23 protein-coding genes and 1 pseudogene are annotated in these 22,058 nt (G+C 71.5%); 12 read left to right on the top strand and 12 right to left on the bottom strand.

Annotation, left to right across the window (positions count from 1 at the left end; genetic code table 11):
- The first annotated feature begins 2 nt into the window (after nt 1–2).
- The 3 genes from ACYVJE_RS21605 (at nt 3) to ACYVJE_RS21595 (ending at nt 3,807) form a co-directional block, all read left to right on the top strand.
- Complete coding sequence (locus tag ACYVJE_RS21605) at nt 3–332, top strand: hypothetical protein (protein ID WP_461145894.1); 330 nt, start codon at nt 3–5, stop codon at nt 330–332.
- Between the two features lie 928 nt (nt 333–1,260).
- Nucleotides 1,261–2,868, top strand: coding sequence for a BCCT family transporter (locus tag ACYVJE_RS21600; protein ID WP_461145893.1), 1,608 nt, complete (start codon nt 1,261–1,263; stop codon nt 2,866–2,868).
- A gap of 288 nt (nt 2,869–3,156) precedes the next feature.
- Nucleotides 3,157–3,807, top strand: coding sequence for a hypothetical protein (locus ACYVJE_RS21595; RefSeq protein WP_461145892.1), 651 nt, complete (start codon nt 3,157–3,159; stop codon nt 3,805–3,807).
- Nucleotides 3,808–3,975: 168 nt separating this feature from the next.
- On the opposite strand, the gene ACYVJE_RS21590 is transcribed toward ACYVJE_RS21595, so the two are convergent.
- From ACYVJE_RS21590 to ACYVJE_RS21570, 5 genes and pseudogenes are all read right to left on the bottom strand, one after another.
- Nucleotides 3,976–4,242: a YdeI/OmpD-associated family protein gene (locus ACYVJE_RS21590; RefSeq protein ID WP_461145891.1), complete on the bottom strand. Its 267-nt coding sequence runs from the start codon at nt 4,240–4,242 to the stop codon at nt 3,976–3,978.
- A gap of 75 nt (nt 4,243–4,317) precedes the next feature.
- The gene (locus ACYVJE_RS21585) at nt 4,318–4,731 is read right to left on the bottom strand and encodes an arsenate reductase ArsC (RefSeq protein WP_459160019.1); all 414 of its coding nucleotides are present in this window, start codon (nt 4,729–4,731) and stop codon (nt 4,318–4,320) included.
- Nucleotides 4,732–4,764: 33 nt separating this feature from the next.
- Nucleotides 4,765–4,989: pseudogene (locus tag ACYVJE_RS21580) on the bottom strand (three-helix bundle dimerization domain-containing protein); the annotation flags it as partial.
- A gap of 72 nt (nt 4,990–5,061) precedes the next feature.
- Complete coding sequence (locus ACYVJE_RS21575; protein WP_461145890.1) at nt 5,062–5,430, bottom strand: ArsR/SmtB family transcription factor; 369 nt, start codon at nt 5,428–5,430, stop codon at nt 5,062–5,064.
- Between the two features lie 259 nt (nt 5,431–5,689).
- On the bottom strand, nt 5,690–5,953 hold the full coding sequence (locus tag ACYVJE_RS21570; protein WP_461145889.1) for a hypothetical protein: 264 nt from the start codon (nt 5,951–5,953) through the stop codon (nt 5,690–5,692).
- Nucleotides 5,954–6,152: 199 nt separating this feature from the next.
- Between ACYVJE_RS21570 and ACYVJE_RS21565 the strand changes: the two genes are divergently transcribed.
- Nucleotides 6,153–6,479, top strand: a complete 327-nt coding sequence (locus tag ACYVJE_RS21565) for a PadR family transcriptional regulator (RefSeq protein WP_461145888.1) — start codon at nt 6,153–6,155, stop codon at nt 6,477–6,479.
- Nucleotides 6,480–6,571: 92 nt separating this feature from the next.
- A complete protein-coding gene (locus ACYVJE_RS21560; RefSeq protein WP_461145939.1) occupies nt 6,572–7,783 on the top strand; it encodes an APC family permease in 1,212 nt (403 codons plus the stop codon).
- Nucleotides 7,784–7,955: 172 nt separating this feature from the next.
- Here the strand turns inward: ACYVJE_RS21560 and ACYVJE_RS21555 are convergent, their stop codons facing one another.
- Together ACYVJE_RS21555 and ACYVJE_RS21550 are read right to left on the bottom strand one after the other, a co-directional pair.
- A complete protein-coding gene (locus ACYVJE_RS21555) occupies nt 7,956–10,112 on the bottom strand; it encodes a HelD family protein (RefSeq protein WP_461145887.1) in 2,157 nt (718 codons plus the stop codon).
- Between the two features lie 52 nt (nt 10,113–10,164).
- Complete coding sequence (locus ACYVJE_RS21550) at nt 10,165–10,392, bottom strand: DUF2795 domain-containing protein (RefSeq protein ID WP_461145886.1); 228 nt, start codon at nt 10,390–10,392, stop codon at nt 10,165–10,167.
- A 158-nt stretch (nt 10,393–10,550) separates the two neighbouring features.
- On the opposite strand from ACYVJE_RS21550, the gene ACYVJE_RS21545 reads away from it, so the two are divergent.
- Nucleotides 10,551–10,925 (top strand): MerR family transcriptional regulator, encoded by a 375-nt coding sequence (locus tag ACYVJE_RS21545; RefSeq protein ID WP_461145885.1) that lies wholly within the window; start codon nt 10,551–10,553, stop codon nt 10,923–10,925.
- 81 nt (nt 10,926–11,006) lie between these two features.
- Here the strand turns inward: ACYVJE_RS21545 and ACYVJE_RS21540 are convergent, their stop codons facing one another.
- Together ACYVJE_RS21540 and ACYVJE_RS21535 are read right to left on the bottom strand one after the other, a co-directional pair.
- Complete coding sequence (locus ACYVJE_RS21540; RefSeq protein WP_461145884.1) at nt 11,007–11,624, bottom strand: DUF6962 family protein; 618 nt, start codon at nt 11,622–11,624, stop codon at nt 11,007–11,009.
- A 70-nt stretch (nt 11,625–11,694) separates the two neighbouring features.
- Nucleotides 11,695–12,651 carry an ADP-ribosylglycohydrolase family protein gene (locus ACYVJE_RS21535; RefSeq protein ID WP_461145883.1) on the bottom strand — a complete coding sequence of 319 codons (957 nt, stop codon included), beginning with the start codon at nt 12,649–12,651 and terminating at the stop codon, nt 11,695–11,697.
- Nucleotides 12,652–13,045: 394 nt separating this feature from the next.
- On the opposite strand from ACYVJE_RS21535, the gene ACYVJE_RS21530 reads away from it, so the two are divergent.
- Entirely contained in the window at nt 13,046–14,638 is a 1,593-nt protein-coding gene (locus tag ACYVJE_RS21530) for a peptide chain release factor 3 (protein ID WP_461145882.1), read from the top strand.
- Between the two features lie 43 nt (nt 14,639–14,681).
- On the opposite strand, the gene ACYVJE_RS21525 is transcribed toward ACYVJE_RS21530, so the two are convergent.
- The 3 genes from ACYVJE_RS21525 to ACYVJE_RS21515 all read right to left on the bottom strand — a co-directional run bounded on the left by ACYVJE_RS21525 (nt 14,682) and on the right by ACYVJE_RS21515 (nt 17,669).
- Nucleotides 14,682–16,313 (bottom strand): acyl-CoA dehydrogenase family protein, encoded by a 1,632-nt coding sequence (locus tag ACYVJE_RS21525; protein WP_461145881.1) that lies wholly within the window; start codon nt 16,311–16,313, stop codon nt 14,682–14,684.
- Complete coding sequence (locus ACYVJE_RS21520; protein WP_461145938.1) at nt 16,297–16,908, bottom strand: TetR family transcriptional regulator; 612 nt, start codon at nt 16,906–16,908, stop codon at nt 16,297–16,299. Before ACYVJE_RS21520 ends, ACYVJE_RS21525 begins: the two co-directional genes overlap by 17 nt.
- Nucleotides 16,909–17,072: 164 nt before the next feature.
- Nucleotides 17,073–17,669, bottom strand: coding sequence for a cupin domain-containing protein (locus tag ACYVJE_RS21515; RefSeq protein WP_461145880.1), 597 nt, complete (start codon nt 17,667–17,669; stop codon nt 17,073–17,075).
- A 196-nt stretch (nt 17,670–17,865) separates the two neighbouring features.
- Between ACYVJE_RS21515 and ACYVJE_RS21510 the strand changes: the two genes are divergently transcribed.
- The 5 genes from ACYVJE_RS21510 to ACYVJE_RS21490 all read left to right on the top strand — a co-directional run bounded on the left by ACYVJE_RS21510 (nt 17,866) and on the right by ACYVJE_RS21490 (nt 22,006).
- Nucleotides 17,866–19,167, top strand: a complete 1,302-nt coding sequence (locus ACYVJE_RS21510) for an aspartate aminotransferase family protein (protein WP_461145879.1) — start codon at nt 17,866–17,868, stop codon at nt 19,165–19,167.
- Between the two features lie 168 nt (nt 19,168–19,335).
- On the top strand, nt 19,336–19,926 hold the full coding sequence (locus ACYVJE_RS21505; RefSeq protein ID WP_459156229.1) for a DNA polymerase ligase N-terminal domain-containing protein: 591 nt from the start codon (nt 19,336–19,338) through the stop codon (nt 19,924–19,926).
- Nucleotides 19,919–20,914, top strand: a complete 996-nt coding sequence (gene ligD, locus ACYVJE_RS21500; RefSeq protein WP_461145878.1) for a non-homologous end-joining DNA ligase — start codon at nt 19,919–19,921, stop codon at nt 20,912–20,914. Before ACYVJE_RS21505 ends, ligD (ACYVJE_RS21500) begins: the two co-directional genes overlap by 8 nt.
- Nucleotides 20,915–20,923: 9 nt before the next feature.
- Nucleotides 20,924–21,820 carry a non-homologous end-joining DNA ligase gene (gene ligD, locus ACYVJE_RS21495; protein ID WP_461145877.1) on the top strand — a complete coding sequence of 299 codons (897 nt, stop codon included), beginning with the start codon at nt 20,924–20,926 and terminating at the stop codon, nt 21,818–21,820.
- A 36-nt stretch (nt 21,821–21,856) separates the two neighbouring features.
- Nucleotides 21,857–22,006 (top strand): hypothetical protein, encoded by a 150-nt coding sequence (locus tag ACYVJE_RS21490; RefSeq protein ID WP_459156226.1) that lies wholly within the window; start codon nt 21,857–21,859, stop codon nt 22,004–22,006.
- Nucleotides 22,007–22,058: the final 52 nt, after the last annotated feature.

The raw sequence follows: 22,058 nt of genomic DNA, 5'->3' as shown, positions 1-22,058 counted from the left end.
CCATGCCTGTCGAACGACGTGCGTGGGGATCGGGCGAGCTGGGGAGGCGGTACCTGATCGCGGCCGTGCTGGCGGTGCCTGCCGGGGTGGCGGGCGCGCTGGTCACCGTGGCGCTGTTGCGGGCCACGCACGCGTTGTCCGACCGGAGTCCCGGGAGCGGTGGTGGGAGCTGGTCCTGCCCGGACGGGGTCAGCTGCGCGGTGCCCGGACTGGTGGGTGCTGACGTCGGCGCCCTCGTCGGTCGGGGGCTCGCACTCGCCCTGCGCACCTGCGCCGGGCGGGTGCGGCGGAGCCACACGGCCCGCACCGGCAACTCGGCGCACTCGGAATAGGAGTCGCCCTACCCGGCCGGATCAGCGGTGGGCCGACTGCTGCCGGCTCGGCAGGTACCACGCCGAGGCGGGCGGTCGCGAGCGAGCCGGGGCGGCGGGTGCCAACTGTGTCGGACGTCACGACGAGCGGGCCTCGCGAGCGGTGCGAAGCGCGCATGTCGGGAACTGGCGGGTTCGGTCGGTTCGGCTTTCCGCGGGGCGTGCGCGATGCCGCAGCGCAAGATCAGGCATGTACAGATGTACATGGGCTGTGCTAGCTTCTCCCTCCAAGTCAGGAGCAACCACTTCGACGAGGGAGGTCGCACCAGAATCGAGTCCGCGCGGCCGGATGTCCCTTCCGGCGCTCGTCGGACCCCTTTCGTCTCCGGGGCGGTCCACTGGGCTTGGCCGGAGACCGCGCCGAGTTCGAAAGGCACGTCGACGAGGCCCCGCGGAGGTGCCGTGCACCGAGAACTCATCCCGAAGGCGGGGAGCTCACCGGCGAACTCCCCTGCCCGCCCCTCGTGCTGAACCGGATTTCAGCACCGTTCCTGCGGCGTGCAGCATCGAACACCGCCCAGCGAGGTCGACCCTGGCGGGCGGAGTGCGCGACGACGCGCACGTGTCCCCGGAAACAGCTGGCGTTGATTCTTCGAACGAGTCGATGAGGACCGCAGTCGAATCGCATTGCGGCTAGTCCGGAGTGGATTGACCCCTGAAGTCGTCCACTTTTCCGCCCGGGAGCGCGGAATTCGCAGCGGGCCAACGACGATTCTGCTGCGCGCATCGGGCGCCGCGCCCCGTGCCATCAGCGGTGTTCGCCGATCCCGCACGTCTCCAATCCGAGAAGATCGTGGTTTCCATGCAAATTCCAAAGACGAGGCAGACGACGAGCAGAGCGGTCTTACCCGTCTCCGTGGCGGTGACGGCGTTGGTCGTCCTGTGGGGTGTGGCGGCACCGAGGAACTTCGAGGCCGTCACTACCCGGCTGTTCAACGGAGTGGTGGCGAATCTGAGCTGGTTCTTCCTGCTCGCGGCGAACGTCCTTCTGGTGTTCGTCGTCTACCTGGGGGTGAGCAGGTACGGGCGGGTCAAGCTCGGGAAGCCGCAGGACAAGCCGGAGTTCAGCCGTCCGGCGTGGTTCGCCATGATGTTCCAGGCGGGGATGGGGCCCGCCATCATCTTCTGGGGTCTGGCCGAACCGCTGTCGCACTACGTGAACGTTCCCTTCGGCCTCGCCCCGCCCGGGTCGGACGGGGCCGCCGGGGTGGCGATTCAGTACACCTTCTTCCACTGGGCGCTGCACCCCTGGGCCATCTATGCCACCGCCGGCTTGGCCGTGGCCTACTTCAGCCACCGCAAGGGTGAGAAAGGGCTGCTCAGCGCCATTTTCCGCCCGCTGATCGGCGACCGCGTCGACGGTCCCGCGGGCAAGGTGATCGACACCTTGGCCGTGCTGGCGGTGGTGTTCGGCATCGCCGTGGCCCTGGGGCAGGCCGGGCTGCAGCTCACAGCGGGGCTCGGTGAAACGTTCGGGGTTCCCACGGGCGCGTTCGCGCAGCTCGCGGTCATGGGGGTCACCGCTGCGGCGTTCATGATCTCGGCCTCGACGCGGATCGAGCACGGCATCAAGTGGCTCGCGAGCATCAGCATGCTCGTCGCTCCGCTGCTGCTCGTGTTCTACTTCGTCGTCGGACCGACCGTCACGCAGCTCAACGTCTTCACCGAGGGCATCGGCAACTACCTGACCAACATCCTCCCGATGAGCTTCCGGTTGGACGCGTTCGACCCGCACGCGGAGTGGATGGGGAGCTGGACCGTCTTCTACTGGTCCTGGTGGATCGCCTGGGCGCCGTACGTGGGGCTGTTCATGGCCCGGATCTCCCGCGGACGCAGCATCCGCGAGTTCGTCGGGGCCACCGTCCTCGTCCCGAGCGTGCTCAGCACGATCTGGATCGCCGTGTTCGGCGGTGCGGCGCTGCAGCTGGCCCGTGGCGGGCAGGCCTCCGACATCGCCCAGACCGTGCAGCAGAGCCCGGCGGCCGGGATGTTCGTCTTCATCCAGGAGTACCCGCTGCCCGTTCTCCTCTCGATCATCACGCTGGTGCTGCTGTGGATGTTCTTCGTCGCCAGCGCGGACTCCGGCACCGTCGTGCTGAGCGAGCTGTCCACCGGCGGCTCGCCGAACCCCCAGACCTGGATCCGACTCCTGTGGGGACTCCTGCTGGTCGGTGTCTCGGGAGTCCTGCTGCTCTCCGGCGGTCTCGGCGCGCTCCAGCAGGCCTCGGTGCTCACCGGGACACCGTTCGCGATCATCCTGGTCGTCGTCTGCGTCTCCTTCTACAAAACCCTCTCGAAGGAACACGGACCCGGAGCCGAGGAGCACTCCTCCCACGAGGAGGAGCAGAACTCCCACCCGAACGGGGAGGTGCCGTGGTCGGCGCCCGAGGACGGGCAGCGCGAAGGGACGTTGCGCCGCGCGGCCTCCGCGACGGGACACCACGAGGAGGCCACGGCGATCGGCGCGTCGGATCGTTCCGACGGTGAGCTGACCTGACTCCGCCGTGACGCGAGGACCGGCCACCGGTGTGCGCGAGAACGCCGGTGGCCGGTCCTCCCCGCCCGGGACAGTGAAAACCCCAGCGAAAATCCAGCGCGATCCGAGCGTTCAGGGCCCGCCCCCGCTGCTGCCGCGCCGCGGCGCAGGTGCCGCTCCTCGACCTCCCGACCGCCGCCGAGCAGGTTCCGCCTCGACGACTTCGCCTCCGCGCAGGTTCCTGGAGCAACCCCGGGGTGGGCGGGGACGTCCCCCGCGGGGAATCACACACCTGCAGGGAGGTTGGCAATGTCTGCACGGCGCTCGAGGTTTTCCATCGGAACCCTGGCCGCGGTGGCGCTCGCGGCACCACCGGTCGGTCTCGCCGCCCCCGCGGCGGCGGAGACGCAGGCCGGGTCGGCCGGAGCACCCCCGGGATGTGAAACGGGGTGCGAGCAGGTCTTCAGCCACCAGGTGGGATACGGGGCGCACGTCGAAGGGTGGCGCGCCGCTCCGTCCGAGTCCTCGCGGTACAGCGTGCTGGCCTACTACGTCGGCGGGGAGCTGCGCGACACCGCGAGGTTCGACGACGAGCGCGTGGAGCAGGGCTCGTGCGGGTGGGAAGGCGACGCGCAGCGGTGCGCGATCACCTACACCACCGGCGCGCACAGCAGCGGTGCGAAGTCGGTCTTCCTCACCGCTGACGGCGGCATCGAGACCACTGACGACATCGTCGGTGCAGCGCCGGGGGCTGCGCTGGCCTCCCTCGACGGCAACGGGCGCGCCGACGTGGTGCTGCGCCGGAGCACGTACGAACCCAACTACGCCGCAGCACCCCAGTACTGGGAGACCTACCTCGAATTCGAGGGGAAGTTCGTGCGCACCGGCTGCACCGCGCCGGAGCACGGGCATTCCCCCGTCCCGAGCGAACCCGTGTACGCGAGCTGCGCGTACGTCTGATGTCGCTGAGCTGCCGGCTCGGCGTCGGGGCCAGGGCTGCGACCGGCTGCTGGCCGGGGTTGCACCATCGCCAGCTGATCGGCCGCTGCTCGGCGTCGAGCAGCGGCGCACGCACCACCGCCACCGCCCCTCCTGCGGGCTGTGGCGGGGACGGTGGTGCGCCGGCCGTTACCCGCCGGTGCGCTCGCGGTGCTCGCACCCCGGCCAGCAGCAGGGCCGGCGCTGGCCTTCTGCCAACTCCTCCTGGGTCCGGCGAATGCGGCGTTGCCGGGTCGTCTCCTGCTTGGCGTCCTCGACCCAGCAGATGAACTCGTTGCGGGCCAGGGGCGTGATGTCCTGCCAGGCATCGAGCGCCGTGGTGTTGGCGATCAGCGCCTCGTGCAGGTCCGCGGGCAGCTCGTGCACCACCCCGCCGGGAACTCGGTGGCCACTCATGGAGTCATGGTAGTCGACGGAACCGAGTTCGCCTCACCCATCGCCCTCCGGTGTCGATGGCCGCGGGACAGCCGGTCACTGCGCGAGCTCCCCGGTCAGTTCGGCGAGCAGGTCGCGGACGCGGCTGTCGATGTCGTCGCGGATGGGGCGGATCTGCTCGGCGGTCTTGCCGGCCGGGTCGTCGAGCTCCCAGTCGAGGTAGCGCCTGCCGGGGAAGACGGGGCAGGCGTCACCGCAGCCCATGGTGATGACGACGTCGGAGGCCTCCACCGCGCCGGTGGTCAGCTTCTCGGGGACCTCCTGCGAGACGTCGATGCCGAGCTCGTCCATGACCGCGACGACGGCGGGGTTGACCGCGTCGGCCGGTGCCGTGCCCGCGGAGCGGACGGCGACCCGGCCCCGGGCGCGGTGGGCCAGCAGGGCGGCGGCCATCTGCGAGCGCCCGGCGTTGTGCACGCAGACGAACAGCACTTCGGGGGTTCCGGACACGGGGACTCCTCGGTTCTCGGCGATCAGGGCGAGGTGCTCGCGCGCGTAGCGCGTGGCGAGCGTGACGAGGTGGGTGTGCACGCGCGCGGTGTCGTTGAGCTCGGCGTAGGCCGCATCGAGCACGGCGCGGATGGTTTCCGGGGCGAAGATCCCGCGGAACCGGGGATGCAGGTCGGTGGTGGCGCGGTCGAGGAGCTCGGCTACGTGCGGAGCGGCCAGCCGGTACTCCTCGGCGCCGTGGTGGGAGGTTTCGGACATGTCAGCCGCCTGAAGATCGTTCCCTGGAGCATTCGTTCACGTCGGCCTGTGCCGATGCAGCTCACCTGCTGATCAAGCGCACGGACGGCGGGCCGCTTGGGCCTGGTGCGCCTGCGCCGTGAGGTTCGCGAGGCCTGCGGTCATCTCGCTCAGGGTCTCGGTGCGCAGCCTGTAGTAGGTGTAGCGCCCGTGCGGTTCGGCGGCGACGAACCCCGCCTCGCGCAGGATCCGCAGGTGGTGGCTGATGGTCGACTGCCGCGCCCCGGTGTCGTCGACCAGGTGGCAGGTGCACATCTGCTCGCGGGCGAGCAGGCGCACGATCTCGGCGCGCAGGGAGTCGCCGAAGAGCTTCACCATCAACTCGGCGAAGCCCGGCGGCCCGTCGGTGGCGGGATCCTGCGGTGCGCCACCCGCGACTGCCGTCTCAGCTTGCATCAGCATGCTTCGATGCAATCATTCGTCGAGATCGGCGGTCAATCAGGCCTCCGGTGGTGCGCGCAGCAGATGAGCAGGGCTGAAGTGGTGAGTTCCATTACCTGCGCGACCGATCGGCGGTCCGGTGCTGGCCATCGCATCGACGAGTGTTGATTCATCGGTGCCGGTCGATGTGTCGACAGGGCCCGTTCCCCCGCCGGAACGCCCCGCGGGCTTCTCCGGCGCTGCCCTCCAGCGGCGTGCATCCGGACCGCGGGCCCTCGGCTCACTGCCGGGGGAACGGCGGTGCGGCGGAGGTGCCGTGGGTGAGCGTTTCGCCGGAGCGGTGTTCCTCGGTGAGGTCGGGTACCCCGGGGACGGACGCGAGCAGCCGCAGTGCCAGCAGGACGCCGTTCCTCGCCCCCTCGGTCTGGGCCCGGCTGCGGTCGTCGGAGCACGCCCGGTGCTCCTCGTCGAGCCCCGCGTGCACGCGTGCGAGCTGGATCGCGACGCCGGTCGGTGTTGCGGTGCGCGGTGCTCCGTCAGGCATGCCTCGGCCTCCGTGCGCATCGCTCCGGCCGTGCAGCGGCGGGTTGGTGGACAACGCTGCTCGCTCCAGTTGTGTCGTGGCTCGACATCGTGTCACGATATCGGTGTTCGATGGGAGAGTGAAGTGTTCCGCACCGCTGCACGATGATGACGGCACTGCGCCGTTCCGCTCCTCGGCGGCGCCGATATCGTGCGGGGATATGGATTTGGTGCGGGAGTTCCTGCGGGGGGCGGTGCCGGTGCACGTGCTGCACCACGCGGCCGAGCACGAGATCTACGGGGCGTGGATGGCCGAGGAGCTGGCGCACCACGGGTACCCGATCTCGCCCGGCACGCTGTACCCCCTGCTGCACCGGATGGAAACCGCCGGTTTCCTCGCCTCGGCGTCCCGGCTCGTCGAGGGGCGCGTCCGCCGCGTCTACGTCATCACCGAGGCGGGCCGGGAGGCGTTGCAGCAGCTGCGCGCGGTGGTCGCCGAGATGGCCGGCGAAGTCCTCCACCCGGATGAAGGAGAAGTTGCGGAGTGAGTGATACCGACCACCGCCACGGCGGAGCAGTGCCGAGCGGCCTCGCGCGCCGCCTCGGCACCGGGGACGCGGTGATCATCGGGCTGTCGTCCATGATCGGTGCCGGAGTGTTCGCCGCGTTCGCACCGGCGGCCGCGGCGGCCGGCACGGGGCTGCTCATCGGCCTCGCCGTGGCCGGGGTCGTGGCCTACTGCAACGCCAGCAGTTCGGCCGCGCTCGCCGCGCAGTACCCCCGGTCCGGCGGGACCTACGTCTACGGCCGCGAACGCCTCGGCCACTGGTGGGGCTTCACCGCCGGCTGGGGCTTCGTCATCGGCAAGACGGCCTCCTGCGCGGCCATGGCTCTGACCTTCGCCAGCTACCTGACCAGCGAGCACGCCGAACCGCTCGCCGCAGCAGCCGTGATCGCGCTCACCGCGGTCAACTACTTCGGCGTCACCAAGACCGCCCGGCTGGCGCGGATCCTGCTGGCCCTCACCCTCGCCGCGCTGGTCGTCGTGGCGATCGGCATCTTCGCGGGCGGGCAGGTCGACACCGCCCACCTCGGCTCGCTCGAGTCGTGGACCGGCGGCGGGGTCCTCGGCGTGCTGCAGGCCGCGGGCCTGCTGTTCTTCGCCTTCGCCGGGTACGCGCGCATCGCGACGATGGGCGAGGAAGTGCGCGATCCCCGGCGCACCATCCCCCGCGCCATCCCGCTGGCGCTCGTCGTCGCCCTCGCCCTCTACGCCGTCCTCGGGGTCGGTGCGCTGCTGTCGGTGGGCCCGGAGCCGCTGGCCGCCTCCGCCGCACCGCTGGTCGACGCCGTGCGCGCGGGCGACCTCGCCGGGTTGGCGCCGGCGGCCAGCGCGGGTGCGGCCGTGGCCAGCCTCGGCGCGCTGCTCGCGTTGATCACCGGCATCGGGCGCACCACGCTGGCCATGGCCCGCCACCGCGACCTGCCCGGCTGGCTCTCCGCGGTCCACCCGCGCCACCACGTGCCGCACCGCGCCGAGCTCCTCCTCGGTGCGGTCGTGTGCGTGCTGGTGCTGACCCTGGACCTGCGGGGAGCGATCGGTTTCTCCTCGTTCGGCGTGCTCGTCTACTACGCGATCGCCAACGCCTCCGCCTTCACCCTCCCGCCGCACCAGCGGCACGTCCCCCGGTGGCTGACCGTCCTCGGCCTGCTCGGCTGCCTCGTGCTCGCCGTCTCCCTGCCCGCGAGCTCGATCATCGCCGGGGTCGTCGTGTTCGCCGTCGGGATCGGAGGGCGCGCACTCCTCCGCGGCGTTTCCCGGCGCCGGGGCGGGGCCCTCGCGGACGGATGAGCGGGGAACCGCCCGGGGTAGCGCTCCGCGCGGGCCGGGGGCGTGCGCGGGTCGAGGCGTGCTGGAGGTGCCCCGTTCGCCCCGCCGCTTCCGGCGCACCGGTGCCGTCCGGCGGGGACGAGCGCGGGTTCGGGTCGGTTCCGCGCTCGCCGGCGGGACCTGCCCGCCGGCGTCACCCCACTCGTGCGGCCGCGCGATCGCCGCTCTCCGCCGAGTCCGCCTCGTCGGCGCGAACGCGGTCCTCGGGTTCCCGGGTGAACTCCAGGAAGCGCGAGAGCTCCCCCGCGTGGGTCAGGTGGAGCTCGTGCATGGCCCTGGTGCACGCGATGTAGAGCATGCACCGGTCCATCTCGTCGGCGTAGTTCTCCGCGTCCACCTGCGGGACGATCACGGCGTCGAACTCCAACCCCTTGGCGATGTGCGCCGAGGTGATGACGATGCCGCCGGCGAACGCCGTGCTGTCGTAGTCGAGGAAGGTCAGCTCGACACCGGCCGCGGCCAGGGCGTGGTGGAGCTCCCGCGCCTGCGCGACGGTCTTGCAGACGATGCCGAGCGAGCGGTGCTCGCCGTTGTTGTGCTGCTCGATCAGGTCCAGGATCCGCTCCCGTTCGCTGCGCTGGTCCGCGCAGGCGGTGACCTGGGGCGGCCGCCCGTGGCGCTCGAGCGGGACGAGCTTGTCGTTGCGGGAGATGCCCTGGACGAAATCCATGATCTCGGTCGTGGAGCGGTAGCTCTTGCACAGCTCCAGGCAGTCGGCCTCCGGGAAGATGTCGTGGATCGTCGCCGCGGACGAGGAGCTGAACGGGTTCACCGACTGGTTGGAGTCGCCCAAGATCGTCATCGTGCAGGAGAAGAGCTCGCGCAGCACGGCGTACTGCACGGGCGTGTAGTCCTGCATCTCGTCGACGAGGAGGTGGCGGATGTGGCCGTAGTGCTCCGGCCGGGACGTCTTGATCATGGTGTAGATGAGCGGGAACACGTCGGCGTGCTCGATCTTCTTTCGCCCGAGCGGCCGGAACATGCCGCGGCGGGCGGGGTCGGAGTAGAACGCCTTGTACAGCGCGAAGGCGTCCTTGTGCGGGAACATGGCGCGGACCTGCCGGCGGACGCCGGAGGTGTCGCTCGCGGTCCACTTGTGCCCCCGGTCCCGGACTTGCTGCTTGAGCAGGTGGACGGCGCGGTTGGCCAGGTGGTCGAGCCGCGTGAAGAGCGGGAGGTTCCGCGCCTCGGCGAAGGTCTCCGCGGCCCACTCGGCCGAGAGGCGGTGGTACTTCTGCTTGATCTCCCCGGGGGTGAACTCCTCGTCGGCGCGCGCGGTGATCCACGCGTCGAGCTCGGTGACGAACTCGGGGGTGGCCTTGTAGCGCATGCGCTCGGCCGCCGCGTCGTCGACGCGGTCGATCAGCTTGACCACCTGCTCGCTGAACTTCTCGTAGTCGGTGACCTTCGCGAGGAACGCGTCGGCGATCCTGTTGAAATCGGTCTCCGCGATCTGGTCCTCGCCCAGGTCGGGGAGCACGTCGGCGATGTAGTCGCCGAAGACCTTGTTGGGGGAGAGGATCATGACGTTGTCGGAGGAGAGGGTGTCCTTGAAGCGGTAGAGCAGGAAGGCCACCCGGTGCAGGGCGATCGACGTCTTCCCGGAGCCCGCCACGCCCTGCAGGATCAGCACCTGCGCCGTGTCGTTGCGGATCACGGCGTTCTGCTCGCGCTGGATGGTCGCCACGATGTTCTTCATCCTGTCGTCGGCGGACTGGCCCAGCTCCCGCTGCAGGACGTCGTCGCTGATGTTCAGCGCGCTGTCGAACATGTACTCCAGGTGCCCGCCCTGGATCTTGTACTGGCGCTTGCTCGTGATCTCGCCGCTGACGGTGCCCTCGGGGGTTGCGAAGTGCGCCTGACCCGTCTCGAAGTCGTAGAAGAGGCTGGAGACCGGAGCCCGCCAGTCGTGGATCAGGATCTGCTGGGTCGCGGAGTCGGAGAAGTTGTGCACCCCGATGTAGTGCGCCTGCGCCTCCGCGTCACCGCTCGTGCGGAAGTCCACGCGCCCGAAGTAGGGGGACTGCAGGAGCCGCTCGACGCGCTTGCGCCGCACGTCCGCGTGCTCGGCCGAGCGGATGGACAGGTCCACCTCGTGGCGGAAGTGGGCCTTCTCGGCGAAATCCATGTCGCGCAGGTTTTCCCACAGGTGCTGCTTGCGCTCCTCGACGGAGCGGGCGGACTCGTCGAGGTATCCGGTCAGCTGCTCCAGCTCCGCTTCGAGCCGGCGCACCATCTCGGCCAGGTGCTGGCGCTCGTGCTCTTCGTCTCGTGTCTGCGCGTCCGTCAATGCCGTCTCCGGGTGGATGCTTCGCGGGACCAGTTCGGCGCGGGGCGCGGGCTCACGCGTCGACCGGAATGCGGGGGAGGTGCTCCCACAGGTCGCGCACGTCGGTGTAGGGCTCGTCCGGCAGCTCCTGCAGCGCTGCGACGAGCTCGGGGCGCGCTCCGGTGTCCTCGGCGCTGGTGAGGATCTCGGACTTGGTCACGGGCGGCGCGGTGAACGCGCCCTCGATGGCGTCGAGGATCTCGAGTCGGGTCACCGGGGAGTAGGTCTGCTCGTGTTCCACGCCCCGAACAATACCTTTACGTCAGTGTAGGGTCTGCGAGGTGTGCGGCACGCCTCGGCGAGCGGCGTCGACGCGGGCAGCGGCGGGCGTTCGGCGCACCGGCTGGCCGGTGGAGCCGATGAGCGGTGGTGCCGATAGCGGTGGCCAGGAAGGAAGCGATGACCAGCGAGCACGTGCAGATCGGTGAGGTGGCTGAGCGCACGAACCTGTCGCTGCGCACGATCCGCTACTACGAGGAGGTGGATCTGGTCGTGCCCAGTGCGCGGAGTCAGGGCGGTTTCCGGCTGTACTCCGAATCCGACATCGCCCGGCTGGAACTGATCAAGCAGATGAAGCCGCTGCGCCTGCAGCTCGACGAGATGCGCGAACTGCTGGCGATCCTCGAGAGCGACGACGGGAACGCTCCGGCGCAGCAGCACCGGTTGCAGGAGTTCCAGGACAGGGCCGAGCAGCAGTGCCGGAACCTGCGCGAACAGCTGCGGATCGCCGAGGAGTTCGCTGCGGCGCTGCGCGACCGCTCGGCGGCTTCCTGATCACGTGCACCTCCGCGGCGCGCCCGGACGTGCGACCCGCGAGGCGGCCGGACGTGCGCCGGGGCCGCCGTGCGGCGTTCGTCACGAGGTCTCGTGGAGCTTTCCCGCCTGCCCCCCGCGCGCCACGGCCCGGTACAGGAGGAGGAAGCCCGGGATCTGCGCGAGGTGGGACAACGAGGTGGCGTCGAGTCCGGACGCGGCGGTCGCGGAGTCGGGGAGGGCGAACACGATCCCCGCGAGGCCGTTGGCGCCGATCGCGACGATCATGGACCGCGCCATGGGGTGGCGTTGGTGGGCGGCGTGGATCCACAGCGCGAGGATGCTCGCCATCGTCAGGCTCTCGGCCACGAGCAGCACCGCGAGGTCGGCCTCGCCCGCTGCGATGGCGACCGCGTACGCGAGCAGCCCCGCGGTGCGCACCCCGAGGACGATCCTGGTGCCCCGCCGGCCGAGGACCTGCCGGGACGAGGCCGCGAGCAGGTACGACAGCGCGATGACGATGAGGACGCCGACGGCGGTCCAGCTCGCTTCCGCGTGGAACAGCCCGTGGTGCAGGGCACCGGCGAGGGCGCTCGCTCCCGCGAACCAGAACGTCAGGTGCCAGGCGCGGTCCAGCGCGGGCACGCGCAGCAGCAATCCGGCGCAGGCCAGGATCGTGCTGCCCAGGAGCAGGTCGGTGATGGCAGGCGCCGGGTCCATGCGCGCGGTCCTTCCCGGGCCGACCGCGGCAGCGGGCCTCGGCCGACCCGTTCGTCGCCGAACGTTCGGATCACTGGGACGGGGGCATGCGCGCCGCGAGGACGTCGGCGAGCTCGCCGATCTCGGACGCGTCCTCCAACCGGTCGATCCACTCGGCGGGCAGTGCGTGCACGCCGGTGCGCCCCGCGCTCAACGCCGCGGCCATCGCCGCGGTCGTGTCCGTGTCGCCGCCGGCGAGGACGGCGTAGCGGATCGCCTCGGCCGGGTGGTCGGGGTGCTGCAGGAACGCCAGCAGGGCCAGGGGCACCGACGTGCGGGCGCGGGCGTCGTTGCCGAGGTGCTCGGCGGCCGCGGCCGGTGCGGCGTCGTCGAGCAAGCTGCCGACGGTGTCCAGCCGCGCCCGCCAGTCGGCGTGCTCGATCGCGCGGGCGAGGTGCGCGAGGAAGGTGTGCCTGTCGAGCGGCTTGCCGAGGTCGCTGTTCAGCGCCAGCAGCGCCGCGCACGCCTGCAGCGCGGCGCCGTGCTGCCCTTCGGGGTGGGCGTGGGTCACCCCGGCGCTGCGGCGGGCGAGTTCGGCGGCGTGCGCGGGGCTGGCGGCGACCAGGGCGATGGGGGCCACGCGCATGGCCGCGCCGTTGCCGTAGGAGCCCTGCCCGTCGAAGCTGGCCGCGGCGGCCTCCTGCCACGGCACACCGGTGAGGATGCGCTCGAAGGTCTCGCGGACGCCCGGGCCGTAGCCGCGCCAGGGCTCCCGCTGGCATTCGCGGGCCATTTCGGTGGCCAGCACGTCCTCGTCGACCGGGAGCAGGCCGCGGCGCTCGGTGAGGTGCCGTGCCAGCACCAGCGTCAACGCGGTGTCGTCGGTGTAGCGGAGTTGCGTCGTGCCCCGCTCGTGCTGGGCGAGGTGATCGCCGTCGACGCGGAGCTGTCCTTCGAACGCGGCCCCCAGGGCATCGCCGACGGCGACGCCGAGCAGGAGCCCGCGCGCCTTGGCGGCGTTCTGGGAGGGCGCCTCCGGTGTCATCATGCTCTGCTCTCCTGTCTGCGTGCCGGTGCTCGTTCGGGGTCGCACAGCGATGCAGCGGACGATCACGGCCGCGCTCGCGGCGCGGGAAGCCGACGCGGCAGTTCCGAGGTCGGCGGAGGGGGTCCAGCGCGGTCGTCGGCGACCGCGCTTGGTGCCGCGACATCGCGTCCCCGGCGTGCGGTGCCCGCGATGCCGTCAGCATCGAACGGCAGGCCGACGCGGGATCGCTGCCTGCTTCGAAAACTACTCTAACGTAAGTGTTATTTTCGTGCGGGCACCCGGATCGTCCGAGCGGGGCGAGCGCACCGGCTGGTGCCGGTGCCGCCGCGTCGGGTGTACCCGCACGTCACCGGTCGGACGCGTGAAAGCTGGCGAAGGAGCGAGGGGAGTTCTCATGAGCGCGGCGGAGGCCGATCCGGCGCGGGAGGCGGCGCGGCGCCGGACGTTCGCCGTGATCAGCCACCCGGACGCGGGCAAGTCGACGCTGACCGAGGCGCTGGCGCTGCACGCGCGGGTGATCTCCGAGGCCGGCGCGGTGCACGGCAAGGCCGGGCGGCGCGGTGTGGTCTCCGACTGGCTGGACATGGAGCGCAGCCGGGGGATTTCGATCACCTCGGCGGCGTTGCAGTTCGACTACGGCGGCAGCGTGATCAACCTGCTGGACACCCCCGGCCACGCCGACTTCTCCGAGGACACCTACCGCGTGCTGGCGGCGGTGGACTCGGCGGTGATGCTGCTGGACGCGGCCAAGGGGCTGGAGCCGCAGACGCTGAAGCTGTTCGACGTGTGCCGACACCGCGGCATCCCGGTGATCACGTTCATCAACAAGTGGGACCGGCCCGGCCGCGAGGCGCTGGAGCTGTGCGACGAGCTGCGCGCGAAGATCGGGCTGCGGCCGATGCCGCTGACCTGGCCCGTCGGCATCGCCGGGGACTTCCGCGGTGTGCTGGACCGGCAGAGCGGCGAGTTCATCGGTTACGAGCGCCAGGCGGCCGGTGCCCACCTCGCTGCGGAGCGCCGGTTGGACCCGGAGCGGGCAGCGGTCGAGGTCGGCGCGGAGTGGCAGCAGGCGGTCGAGGAGGCGGAGCTGCTCTCGGCCGACGGCGGCGATCTGGACGCCGCCGCGTTCCACGAGGCCTCGGCGACACCGGTGCTGTTCGGTTCGGCCGTGCGCAACTTCGGCGTGGGGCAGCTGCTGGACCTGCTGGTGCGGCTGGCGCCCGCCCCGGGGCCGCGGGAGGACGCCCGCGGCGGTGTCCGGCGCGTGGAGGAGCCGTTCTCGGCGTTCGTGTTCAAGGTGCAGACCGGCATGGACCCGGCGCACCGCGACCGCGTGGCCTTCGCCCGCGTGTGCTCCGGGGAGTTCCGCCGCGGCATGACCGCCACGCACGCGGCCACCGGCAGACCGTTCGCCACGAAGTACGCCCAGCAGGTCTTCGGGCAGCAGCGCGACACCGTGGAGACGGCCTACCCCGGCGACGTCGTCGGCCTGGTCAACGCCTCCGCCCTGGGCGTGGGCGACACGCTCCACAGCGGCAAGCCGGCGGTGGAGTTCCCCGGCATCCCGAGCTTCACGCCGGAGCACTTCGCCGTGGCCCGCGCGACCGACCCCGGCCGTTCGAAGCAGTTCCGCCGCGGTATCGAGCAGCTGGCCCAGGAGGGCGTGGTGCAGGTGCTGCACTCCGAGGAGCGGGGGCAGGGCGCACCGGTGCTGGCCGCGGTCGGCCCGATGCAGTTCGACGTGGCCACCCAGCGGATGGAGGGCGAGTTCCGCGCGCCGGTCAAACTGGAACGGCTGCCCTACCACGTGGTGCGCCTCCTCGGCGACCCGCAGCAGCGGCCGCAGCTGCAGACCCGCAACAGCGAAGTCCTCCAGCGCCGGGACGGCTCGCTCCTGGCCGTGTTCACCGACAACATCGCGCTGCGCTCGCTGCTGCGGCTGCGCCCCGAACTGGACCTGCAGCACGTCCTCGGCACCGCGGAGTAGCTCCTACCGCGCACCGCCCTCCCGCGGGTGCGGCCGGTACCGGTCAGCGGTGCGGGTCCACCCGGGCGAGGACGGCCTTGCTGTCCACACCGGACGGAAGAGTTCCGAACGCCGCGCCCCGGTCGCCGTCCAAGCGGGACGCGCAGAACGCGTCGGCGACCGCCGGATCGCCGTGCTGGTGCAGCAGCGATCCCTGCAGCACCAGCGCCATCAGCTCCACGACGCGCCGAGCCCGGTACTGCGCGTCGGCGAGATCGCCGATTTCCCGGTGCAGCCGCGAAATCGCCCGGTCCAGCCGCGCGTCGGCGCCCGCGGCGCGCTCGACCTCGGCGAAGAACGCGTCCACGGAGTCCGGTTGCTTCCCCATGGCGCGCAGGCAGTCCAGCGCCGCGACGTTGCCGGAACCTTCCCAGATCGACGCCAGGGGCGACTCCCGGTACAGGCGCGGCATGCCGGACTCCTCGACGTAGCCGTTCCCGCCCAGGCACTCCAGGGCCTCCGCCGCGTGGGCGGGGCCGCGCTTGCACACCCAGTACTTCATCACCGCCAGCCCGACGCGCCGGAAGTGCTCCTCCCCGGTGTCACCGGCGGTGGCGCGGTCGACGGCGCCGGCCAGGCGCATCGCCGCCACCGTCGCCGCTTCCGACTCGATCGCGAGATCGGCCAGCACGTTGACCATCAACGGCTGGTCGAGCAGCCGATCGCCGAAGGCCCGGCGGTGCGCGGCGTGGTGCACCGCCCGCACGGCGCCCAGGCGCATGCCCGCGGCGGAGCCGAGGACGCAGTCCAGGCGGGTCATGTTGACCATCCGGATGATCGTGGCCACCCCGCGACCCTCCTCGCCGACCAGCCAGCCGCGGGCCTGGTCGTACTCGACCTCCGCGGACGCGTTGGACCGGTTGCCGAGCTTGTCCTTCAACCGCTGCAGGTGGATCGGGTTGCGTCCGCCGTCCGGGAGCACGCGCGGGAGCAGGAAGCACGAGAGCCCGCCCGGCGCCTGGGCCAGCGTGAGGAAGACGTCCGACATCGGCGCCGACGTGAACCACTTGTGCCCGGTGAGCGCGTAGCTGCCGTCGCCGGCGGGAACGGCCGCGGTCGTGTTGGCGCGGACGTCGGAGCCGCCCTGCTTCTCCGTCATCGACATCCCGGCGATCAGCCCGCGCTTGCCGGACGGTTCGCGCAGCCCGAAGTCGTACACCGGCGAGGCGAGCAGCGGTTCGTACACCTCGGCCAGCGCGGGCGTGGCGCGCAGCGCCGGCACGGCCGCGTACGTCATCGAGATCGGGCAGATGTGGCCGGGATCGGTCTGGCCCCAGACGTACATCTTCGCGGCCCTGGCCACGTGCGCACCCGTGCCCCCCTGCTGCCACGGGGCGGCGTGCACGCCGCGCGACACCGCCGCGGACATGAGGTCGTGCCAGTGCGGGTGGAACTCGACTTCGTCGACGCGGTGGCCGAACCGGTCGTGCGTGTGCAGCGCGGGCGGGTTCTGCTCGACCAGCCGCGCCCACTCCTGCACCCGCGCGCTGCCCGCCAGCTCGCCGAGTTCGCGCAGCTCGGGCTCGGCCCACCCGGCGCCCTCGCGCCGCAGCCCCTCCAGCAGCGCCGCATCGGCGGCGACGTCGTAGTCCTGCAACGGCGGGGCTTGATTCGCGACCTCATGCGTCGTCGGCATCGGGAACTCCCAGGGCTCGCAGCGTGAAGGTGACCAGTGCGGGAACAGCGTCCGGGCCGCCGGCGCCCCCGGACAGCGGGCCGACCAGCGCCTCGGCGCCGGCGCCGACCAGTGCCGACGCGGTGATCTGCGGATCCTGCCGGGGCAGTTCGCCGCGGGCCACGCCTTCGGCGATGTGCTCGGCGAACACGTCCCGGAACGCCCGGCGGAACACCAGGCGCTCGGCGTCCACGGCCGGATCGACCGGCTCGGCCAGCAGCGCGTACGCCAGCCGCGGCGACTTCATCGCCCGGCGCGCGAACGTCTCCACGACCGCGACGATCCGCTCGGCGGGATCACCCGGCCGCCGCGCCGCCTCCGACACCGCTGCCACCTCGCGGGAGACCACGGTCCGGAACAGCTCGGCGGCCAACTCGGCCTTGCTGGGGAAGTGGCGGTACACGCTGCCCGTGGCGATCCCGGCCCGCGCCGCGACCGCGGCCATCGAGCAGCCCGCGTACCCCCGCTCGGCCAGCAGCGACACGGCCGCGTCGAGCACGGCCGCGCGCTGCGCGTCCATCCGGGCCTGCACGGCCGGGGTGCGCCGGTACGGCATGCGCGGAGTGAAGCACCGGTTCACCGCTTCGCGCAATCCCGGGGAGCTCCTGCGGCCGGCGATCCCCTCCGGCGGGATGGTGGGCACGGCCTGCTGCTCCGGGGCGCGGCGCTCCCGCGGATGCTGCTGGGCGACCTGTGCCGAGCGCTCCCGGCGCAGTCCTGCTAGAAGCTCGGCGGGGTGAGGGTCCAGAGGCTGACGGCCTCCTCCTCGCCCGCGTTCTCGTAGCGGTGCGGGCGGGTGGACTCGAAGCTCACGGCATCGCCCGCGTGCAGGTCGTAGCAGGTCTCGTCGACCCAGTAGCGGAGCTGCCCGCTGATCATGAAGCCGACTTCCTCACCGGCGTGGGTGTGGGCGACCGGGCCGGAGGACGCCCCGGGGGCGACCTTCATGATCAGCATCTCCAACCGGCCGCTCGGGTTGGGGTTGAGCAGTTCGTAGCGGATCGCGGCGTTGCCGGTGCTGACGATCTCGACCCGGTCGTCCGGTCGCACCAGCGTTCGGGGGGCTCCCTCGACGGTGCGGAACAGCTGGACCAGGGAAACGCCGATGGCGTCGAGGACGGTGCGCAGCGTGCCGATGGTGGGGCTGTTGACGTTGCGCTCGACGTTGCTGAGGTAGCTGCGGGAGAGCCCCGTCCGCTCGGCGAGCTGTTCCAGCGTCAGCCCGCGCTCGCGGCGCGCGTCGCGGATGTGCCGTCCCAGCTCCTCCTCGGTCGAGCTGGCCGCCTGCTCGGGTGCCCCGGGCGCACTGCTGTTCACGGTTCCCCCTTCGGTCGGCGCGCTGCGTGCAGCTTAGTGGACGCGTGCTCCTCGAAATGCGCGGAGAGGTCCCTCCGGACGCACCTGAGCGTCGACTATTCTTGACCGAGCGTCGTTCATGCTGGATTCTGGGTCCAGGTCAGTGGATGCCCGGCGGTCCCGAGCCCACCGCCGGTGCCCGTGCGAGGGAGTCGGTGTGCAGGACGAGCGCGAGCAGTACTTGATCCGCTACGCGGGGGACTTCGCCCCCTTCGTCGTGGACACCGCCGAAGGTGCGTGGATCACGACGACGGACGGGGAGAGGATCCTCGACTTCACCTCCGGTCAGATCAGCTCCACCCTCGGCCACAACCACCCGAGGGTCGTCGAGGCCGTCCAGCGGTCGCTGCAGGAGGTCATCCACCTCAACTCGTGGATGGTCAACGAGGACGTGCTCGAACTGGCGCGTCGCCTGGCGGAGCTCCTGCCGGAGCCGCTGGTGCGGTCCATGCTGCTGAACGTCGGATCGGAGACGAACGAAGTCGCCTTCCGGCTGGCCAAGGCCTGCACGGGCAAGTTCGAGATGGTGGGACTGACCCGCAGTTTCCACGGACTGCTCGCCGGGACGAGCTCGATGACCTTCGCGATGGGGCACAAGGGCTACGGGCCGCTCGTGCCCGGAAGCTTCGCGATCCCGGCTCCGTACGAGTACCGCTGCCCGATCCGGCACTGCCGGAACGCCTGCGACAAGCTGTGCCTCGACGTCGGTTTCGAGACCGTGGACCAGGCCTCCGTCGGTTCCCTGGCGGGGATGGTGGTGGAACCCGTGCTGTCCACCGGCGGGATCATCCCCCTGCCGGAGGGCTACCTGCAGGCCGCCGAGCAGAAGTGCGCGGAGCGGGGCATGCTGCTCATCGTCGACGAAGCGCAGACGGGCTTCGGTCGGACCGGCACGATGTTCTCCTTCGAGCAGGACGGCGTGACGCCCGACGTCCTCACCGTTTCCAAGACCCTTGGCGGCGGAGTCCCCCTGGGCGCGACGGTCACCAGCGCCGAGATCGAGGAGTCCGCCGTGGCCGGCGGTTTCACGCACCTCACCACGCACGTCTCCGATCCGCTGCCCGCAGCTGCCGGCGTGGCCGTGCTGGACGTCCTCGAGGAGGAGGACCTCGTCGGCCGGGCCGCGCGGATGGGCGAGCACCTCCGCGCGCGGCTGCGCGAACTGCAGGAGAAGCACGAGGAGATCGGCGACGTGCGCGGCCGGGGACTGCTCGTGGGGGTGGAACTCGTGACCGACCGGGACACCAAGGAGCCCGCCGGCGAACTGGGGGCCGCGGTCACGGCCGAGTGCCTGCGGCTCGGGCTGTCGATGAACATCGTCAAGGGCGAGGGACCGCAGAAGAACTGCCTGCGCATGGCACCGCCGCTGTCGATCTCCGCCGAGGAGGTCGACGTGGCGGTCGACCTCCTCGACCGGGCCGTCACCACCTGCAAGCGGGACGTGCCCCGCCGCTCCTGAGGCGCACCGGCACCTCGCCCCGAGCTCCGCGCGACCGGGACCGCCGGCGGTGGGCCCTAGGGTGCCTCCACGAGGGGAAAGGTCCGTGCGCGATCGCGAGTTCTCCGCGAGCCGCCGCGGCTGCGGTGGACCTGTTGTGAATCCGGGCCGTGCGGGTACCCCCGGAGCATGGCGAGGGACGACGAGCTGGCCGCGTACCGGTCCAAGCGCGATCTCGACGCCTCCGGTGAGCCGTCGGGAGGAGCACCGGGGGAGGAGGCGAAGTTCGTGGTGCAGCGCCACGAGGCCTCGAGCGTGCACTTCGACTTCCGGCTGGAGGTCGAGGGCGTGCTCAAGTCGTGGGCGGTCCCGAAAGGACCGTCGGTGGACCCGGAGCAGAAGCGACTGGCGAGCCCGACCGAGGACCACCCGCTCGACTACGCCGAGTTCGAGGGCGCCATCCCCGAAGGCTCGTACGGCGCGGGCACGGTGATCGTGTGGGACGCGGGTACCTACCGCAACCTGAGCTCGCACGGCGGGGAGGCGGTCGACATGACCGAGGCGTTGCGCGGGGGCCACGTGAAGGTGTGGCTGGACGGGCAGAAGCTGCGCGGCGGTTTCGCGCTGACGCGAACGCGCGTGCGGGGGCGCGACCAGTGGTTGCTGGTGAAGGTGAACGACGAGCACGCGGACCGGCGGCGCAACCCGGCGCGCACCCAGCCGAAATCGGTGCTGACCGGGCGCCGCAACGCCGACATCGGCGAGGACGGGCATGCGTGATCCGCTGAGGTTGCTGAACGAGCGGGAGAGCGCGCTCCTGCGCTCCTGGAGCGCTGGGGACTGGGCGCAGCCCACGCTGGCCACGTTGGCCCGCGAGCCGTTCTCCGACCCCGGCTGGGTGTTCGAGCGGAAACTCGACGGGGCCCGGGTGCTGGCCAGCCGCGGTGACGGTGACCCCGTCCTGTGGTCCCGCAACCGCAAGCACGTCACCACCGCTTATCCCGAAGTCGCCGACGCGCTGGCCGAGCAGGAGGCCGGCCGCTTCCTCGCCGACGGCGAAGTCGTCGCGTTCGAGGGCAACCAGACCAGCTTCGCGCGGTTGCAGCACCGCGTGCACCTGACCGATCCGGACGAGGCGCGCCGGACGGGCATCGCGGTCTACTACTACCTGTTCGACCTGCTCGCCTACGAGGGCGCGGATCTCAGGCGCTTGCCGCTGCGGACCCGCAAGCGCCTGCTGCGGGAGTGCTTCGCGTTCGAGGACCCGCTCCGGTTCAGCCCGCAGTGGGAGGAGAAGGGCGAGGAGTACTACCGGAAGGCGTGCCAGCGGGGCTGGGAGGGCCTGATCTCCAAGCGCGGCGACGCGCCGTACCGCCGCGGTCGCACGCGGGACTGGCTGAAGCTCAAGTGCGTCGCCGACCAGGAGTTCGTCGTCGGCGGCTTCACCGACCCGCGGGGTCAGCGCCCCGGTCTGGGAGCGCTGCTGGTGGGCTACTTCGACCAGCAGCGGTTGCGCTACGCCGGCAAGGTCGGCACGGGGTACGACGAGCGCACGCTGCACGATCTCCGCGCGCGGCTCGACCGCATGACGCGCGACTCCTCGCCGTTCACCGAGGAGGTGCGCGAACGCGGTGCGCACTGGGTCTCGCCGGAGGTGGTCGCGCAGGTCGGGTTCACCGAGTGGACTCCCGACGGCAAGTTGCGCCACCCCCGGTTCCAGGGCCTGCGCACCGACAAACCAGCCCGAGACGTCGTCCGCGAAGGGTAGGCAGCAGTGGTGAGCGCGAAGAACGAGACGTTGGAAGTGGAAGGGCGGCAGTTCGAGCTGTCGAACAGCGACAAGCTGCTGTACCCCGACGACGGCTGCAGCAAGCGCGACGTCGTCGAGTACTTCCGCGGCGTCGCGCCGACGATGGTGCCGCACCTGCGCGGGAGGCCGCTGACGCTGCGCCGGTTCCCGGACGGGATCGGTGCGGAGGGCTTCTTCCAGAAGGAGGCCTCCGCGCACTTCCCGGAGTGGATGCGCGTGGAACCCGTTCCGCAGGCCAGCGGCGGCGCCCCCGTGCACCACGTGGTCTGCGACGACGCCGCGAGCCTGGTGTACCTGGCGACGCAGGCGTGCCTGGAGTTCCACGTCTTCCTGTCCACGATGGACGACCTGGACGCGCCTGTGGTGGCCGTGGTCGACCTCGATCCTCCCGCTGACGCGGGCCTGCCCGAGCTGCGGTCGATCACGACGGGGATGTGCGACCGGTTCCGGGACGCGGGACTGGCCCCGCACGTGCAGGCGACGGGCGGGAAGGGCTTCCACGTCACCGCACCGCTGACCGGCGAGGCCTCGTTCGACGAGGTCCGCGAGCAGATCCGGGAGATGGCGGACGCCGCGGCGCGCGAAGACCCGGAGCGGCTGACCACGAAGCACCGCAAGGACGAGCGCGGTGATCGGGTCTTCCTGGACACCAACCGCAACGCCTACGGGCAGACCGTGATCGCGCCGTACTCGCTGCGCGCCCGGCCCGGTGCGCCGGCGGCGACCCCGCTGGACCTCGCGGAGGTGCCCGGGGCCACGCCGAACGGGTACGGCCTGCGCAACATGCACCGGAGGCTCGCGCAGAAGCGCGATCCGTGGGCGCGCCTGTCGGGCAGCGCCGCGACACCGCACGTCTCCGGCTAGACGCGGCGAAGCCGCGGACGCGCCTCCGCTGAAGTCATGCGTGCTGCGACGCCGAACGTGCTCGGAGCGCTCGACGACGTGCAGAACGAGGCGAACCACGCGCGCTCGGACTGGTTCTGCCTGGGTCGGACGGCCTTCCGCGGCGGGCGGCGGCTGCTGCTCGTCGCTCATGAGCGGACCGTGTGAACGGGCGGGGCGGCGGGTAATGGATCAGACTGGGAAAGCGCACTCGACGGCT

The sequence above is a fragment of the Salinifilum aidingensis genome (genome assembly GCF_054782015.1).
The sequence above is the reverse complement of the archived record's forward strand: the minus strand, read 5'-3'. Positions and strand labels throughout refer to the sequence as shown.

Bases quoted from the DNA above. Each gene is read 5' to 3' on its own strand.
- ACYVJE_RS21605 (WP_461145894.1), top strand. From the start codon at position 3: ATGCCTGTCGAACGACGTGCGTGGGGATCGGGCGAGCTGGGGAGGCGG.
- ACYVJE_RS21595 (WP_461145892.1), top strand. From the start codon at position 3,157: ATGTCTGCACGGCGCTCGAGGTTTTCCATCGGAACCCTGGCCGCGGTG.
- ACYVJE_RS21590 (WP_461145891.1), bottom strand. From the start codon at position 4,242: ATGAGTGGCCACCGAGTTCCCGGCGGGGTGGTGCACGAGCTGCCCGCG.
- ACYVJE_RS21575 (WP_461145890.1), bottom strand. From the start codon at position 5,430: ATGCTGATGCAAGCTGAGACGGCAGTCGCGGGTGGCGCACCGCAGGAT.
- ACYVJE_RS21570 (WP_461145889.1), bottom strand. From the start codon at position 5,953: ATGCCTGACGGAGCACCGCGCACCGCAACACCGACCGGCGTCGCGATC.
- ACYVJE_RS21565 (WP_461145888.1), top strand. From the start codon at position 6,153: ATGGATTTGGTGCGGGAGTTCCTGCGGGGGGCGGTGCCGGTGCACGTG.
- ACYVJE_RS21560 (WP_461145939.1), top strand. From the start codon at position 6,572: ATGATCGGTGCCGGAGTGTTCGCCGCGTTCGCACCGGCGGCCGCGGCG.
- ACYVJE_RS21545 (WP_461145885.1), top strand. From the start codon at position 10,551: ATGACCAGCGAGCACGTGCAGATCGGTGAGGTGGCTGAGCGCACGAAC.
- ACYVJE_RS21540 (WP_461145884.1), bottom strand. From the start codon at position 11,624: ATGGACCCGGCGCCTGCCATCACCGACCTGCTCCTGGGCAGCACGATC.
- ACYVJE_RS21535 (WP_461145883.1), bottom strand. From the start codon at position 12,651: ATGATGACACCGGAGGCGCCCTCCCAGAACGCCGCCAAGGCGCGCGGG.
- ACYVJE_RS21530 (WP_461145882.1), top strand. From the start codon at position 13,046: ATGAGCGCGGCGGAGGCCGATCCGGCGCGGGAGGCGGCGCGGCGCCGG.
- ACYVJE_RS21525 (WP_461145881.1), bottom strand. From the start codon at position 16,313: ATGCCGACGACGCATGAGGTCGCGAATCAAGCCCCGCCGTTGCAGGAC.
- ACYVJE_RS21520 (WP_461145938.1), bottom strand. From the start codon at position 16,908: ATGCCGTACCGGCGCACCCCGGCCGTGCAGGCCCGGATGGACGCGCAG.
- ACYVJE_RS21505 (WP_459156229.1), top strand. From the start codon at position 19,336: ATGGCGAGGGACGACGAGCTGGCCGCGTACCGGTCCAAGCGCGATCTC.
- ligD (WP_461145878.1), top strand. From the start codon at position 19,919: ATGCGTGATCCGCTGAGGTTGCTGAACGAGCGGGAGAGCGCGCTCCTG.
- ACYVJE_RS21490 (WP_459156226.1), top strand. From the start codon at position 21,857: ATGCGTGCTGCGACGCCGAACGTGCTCGGAGCGCTCGACGACGTGCAG.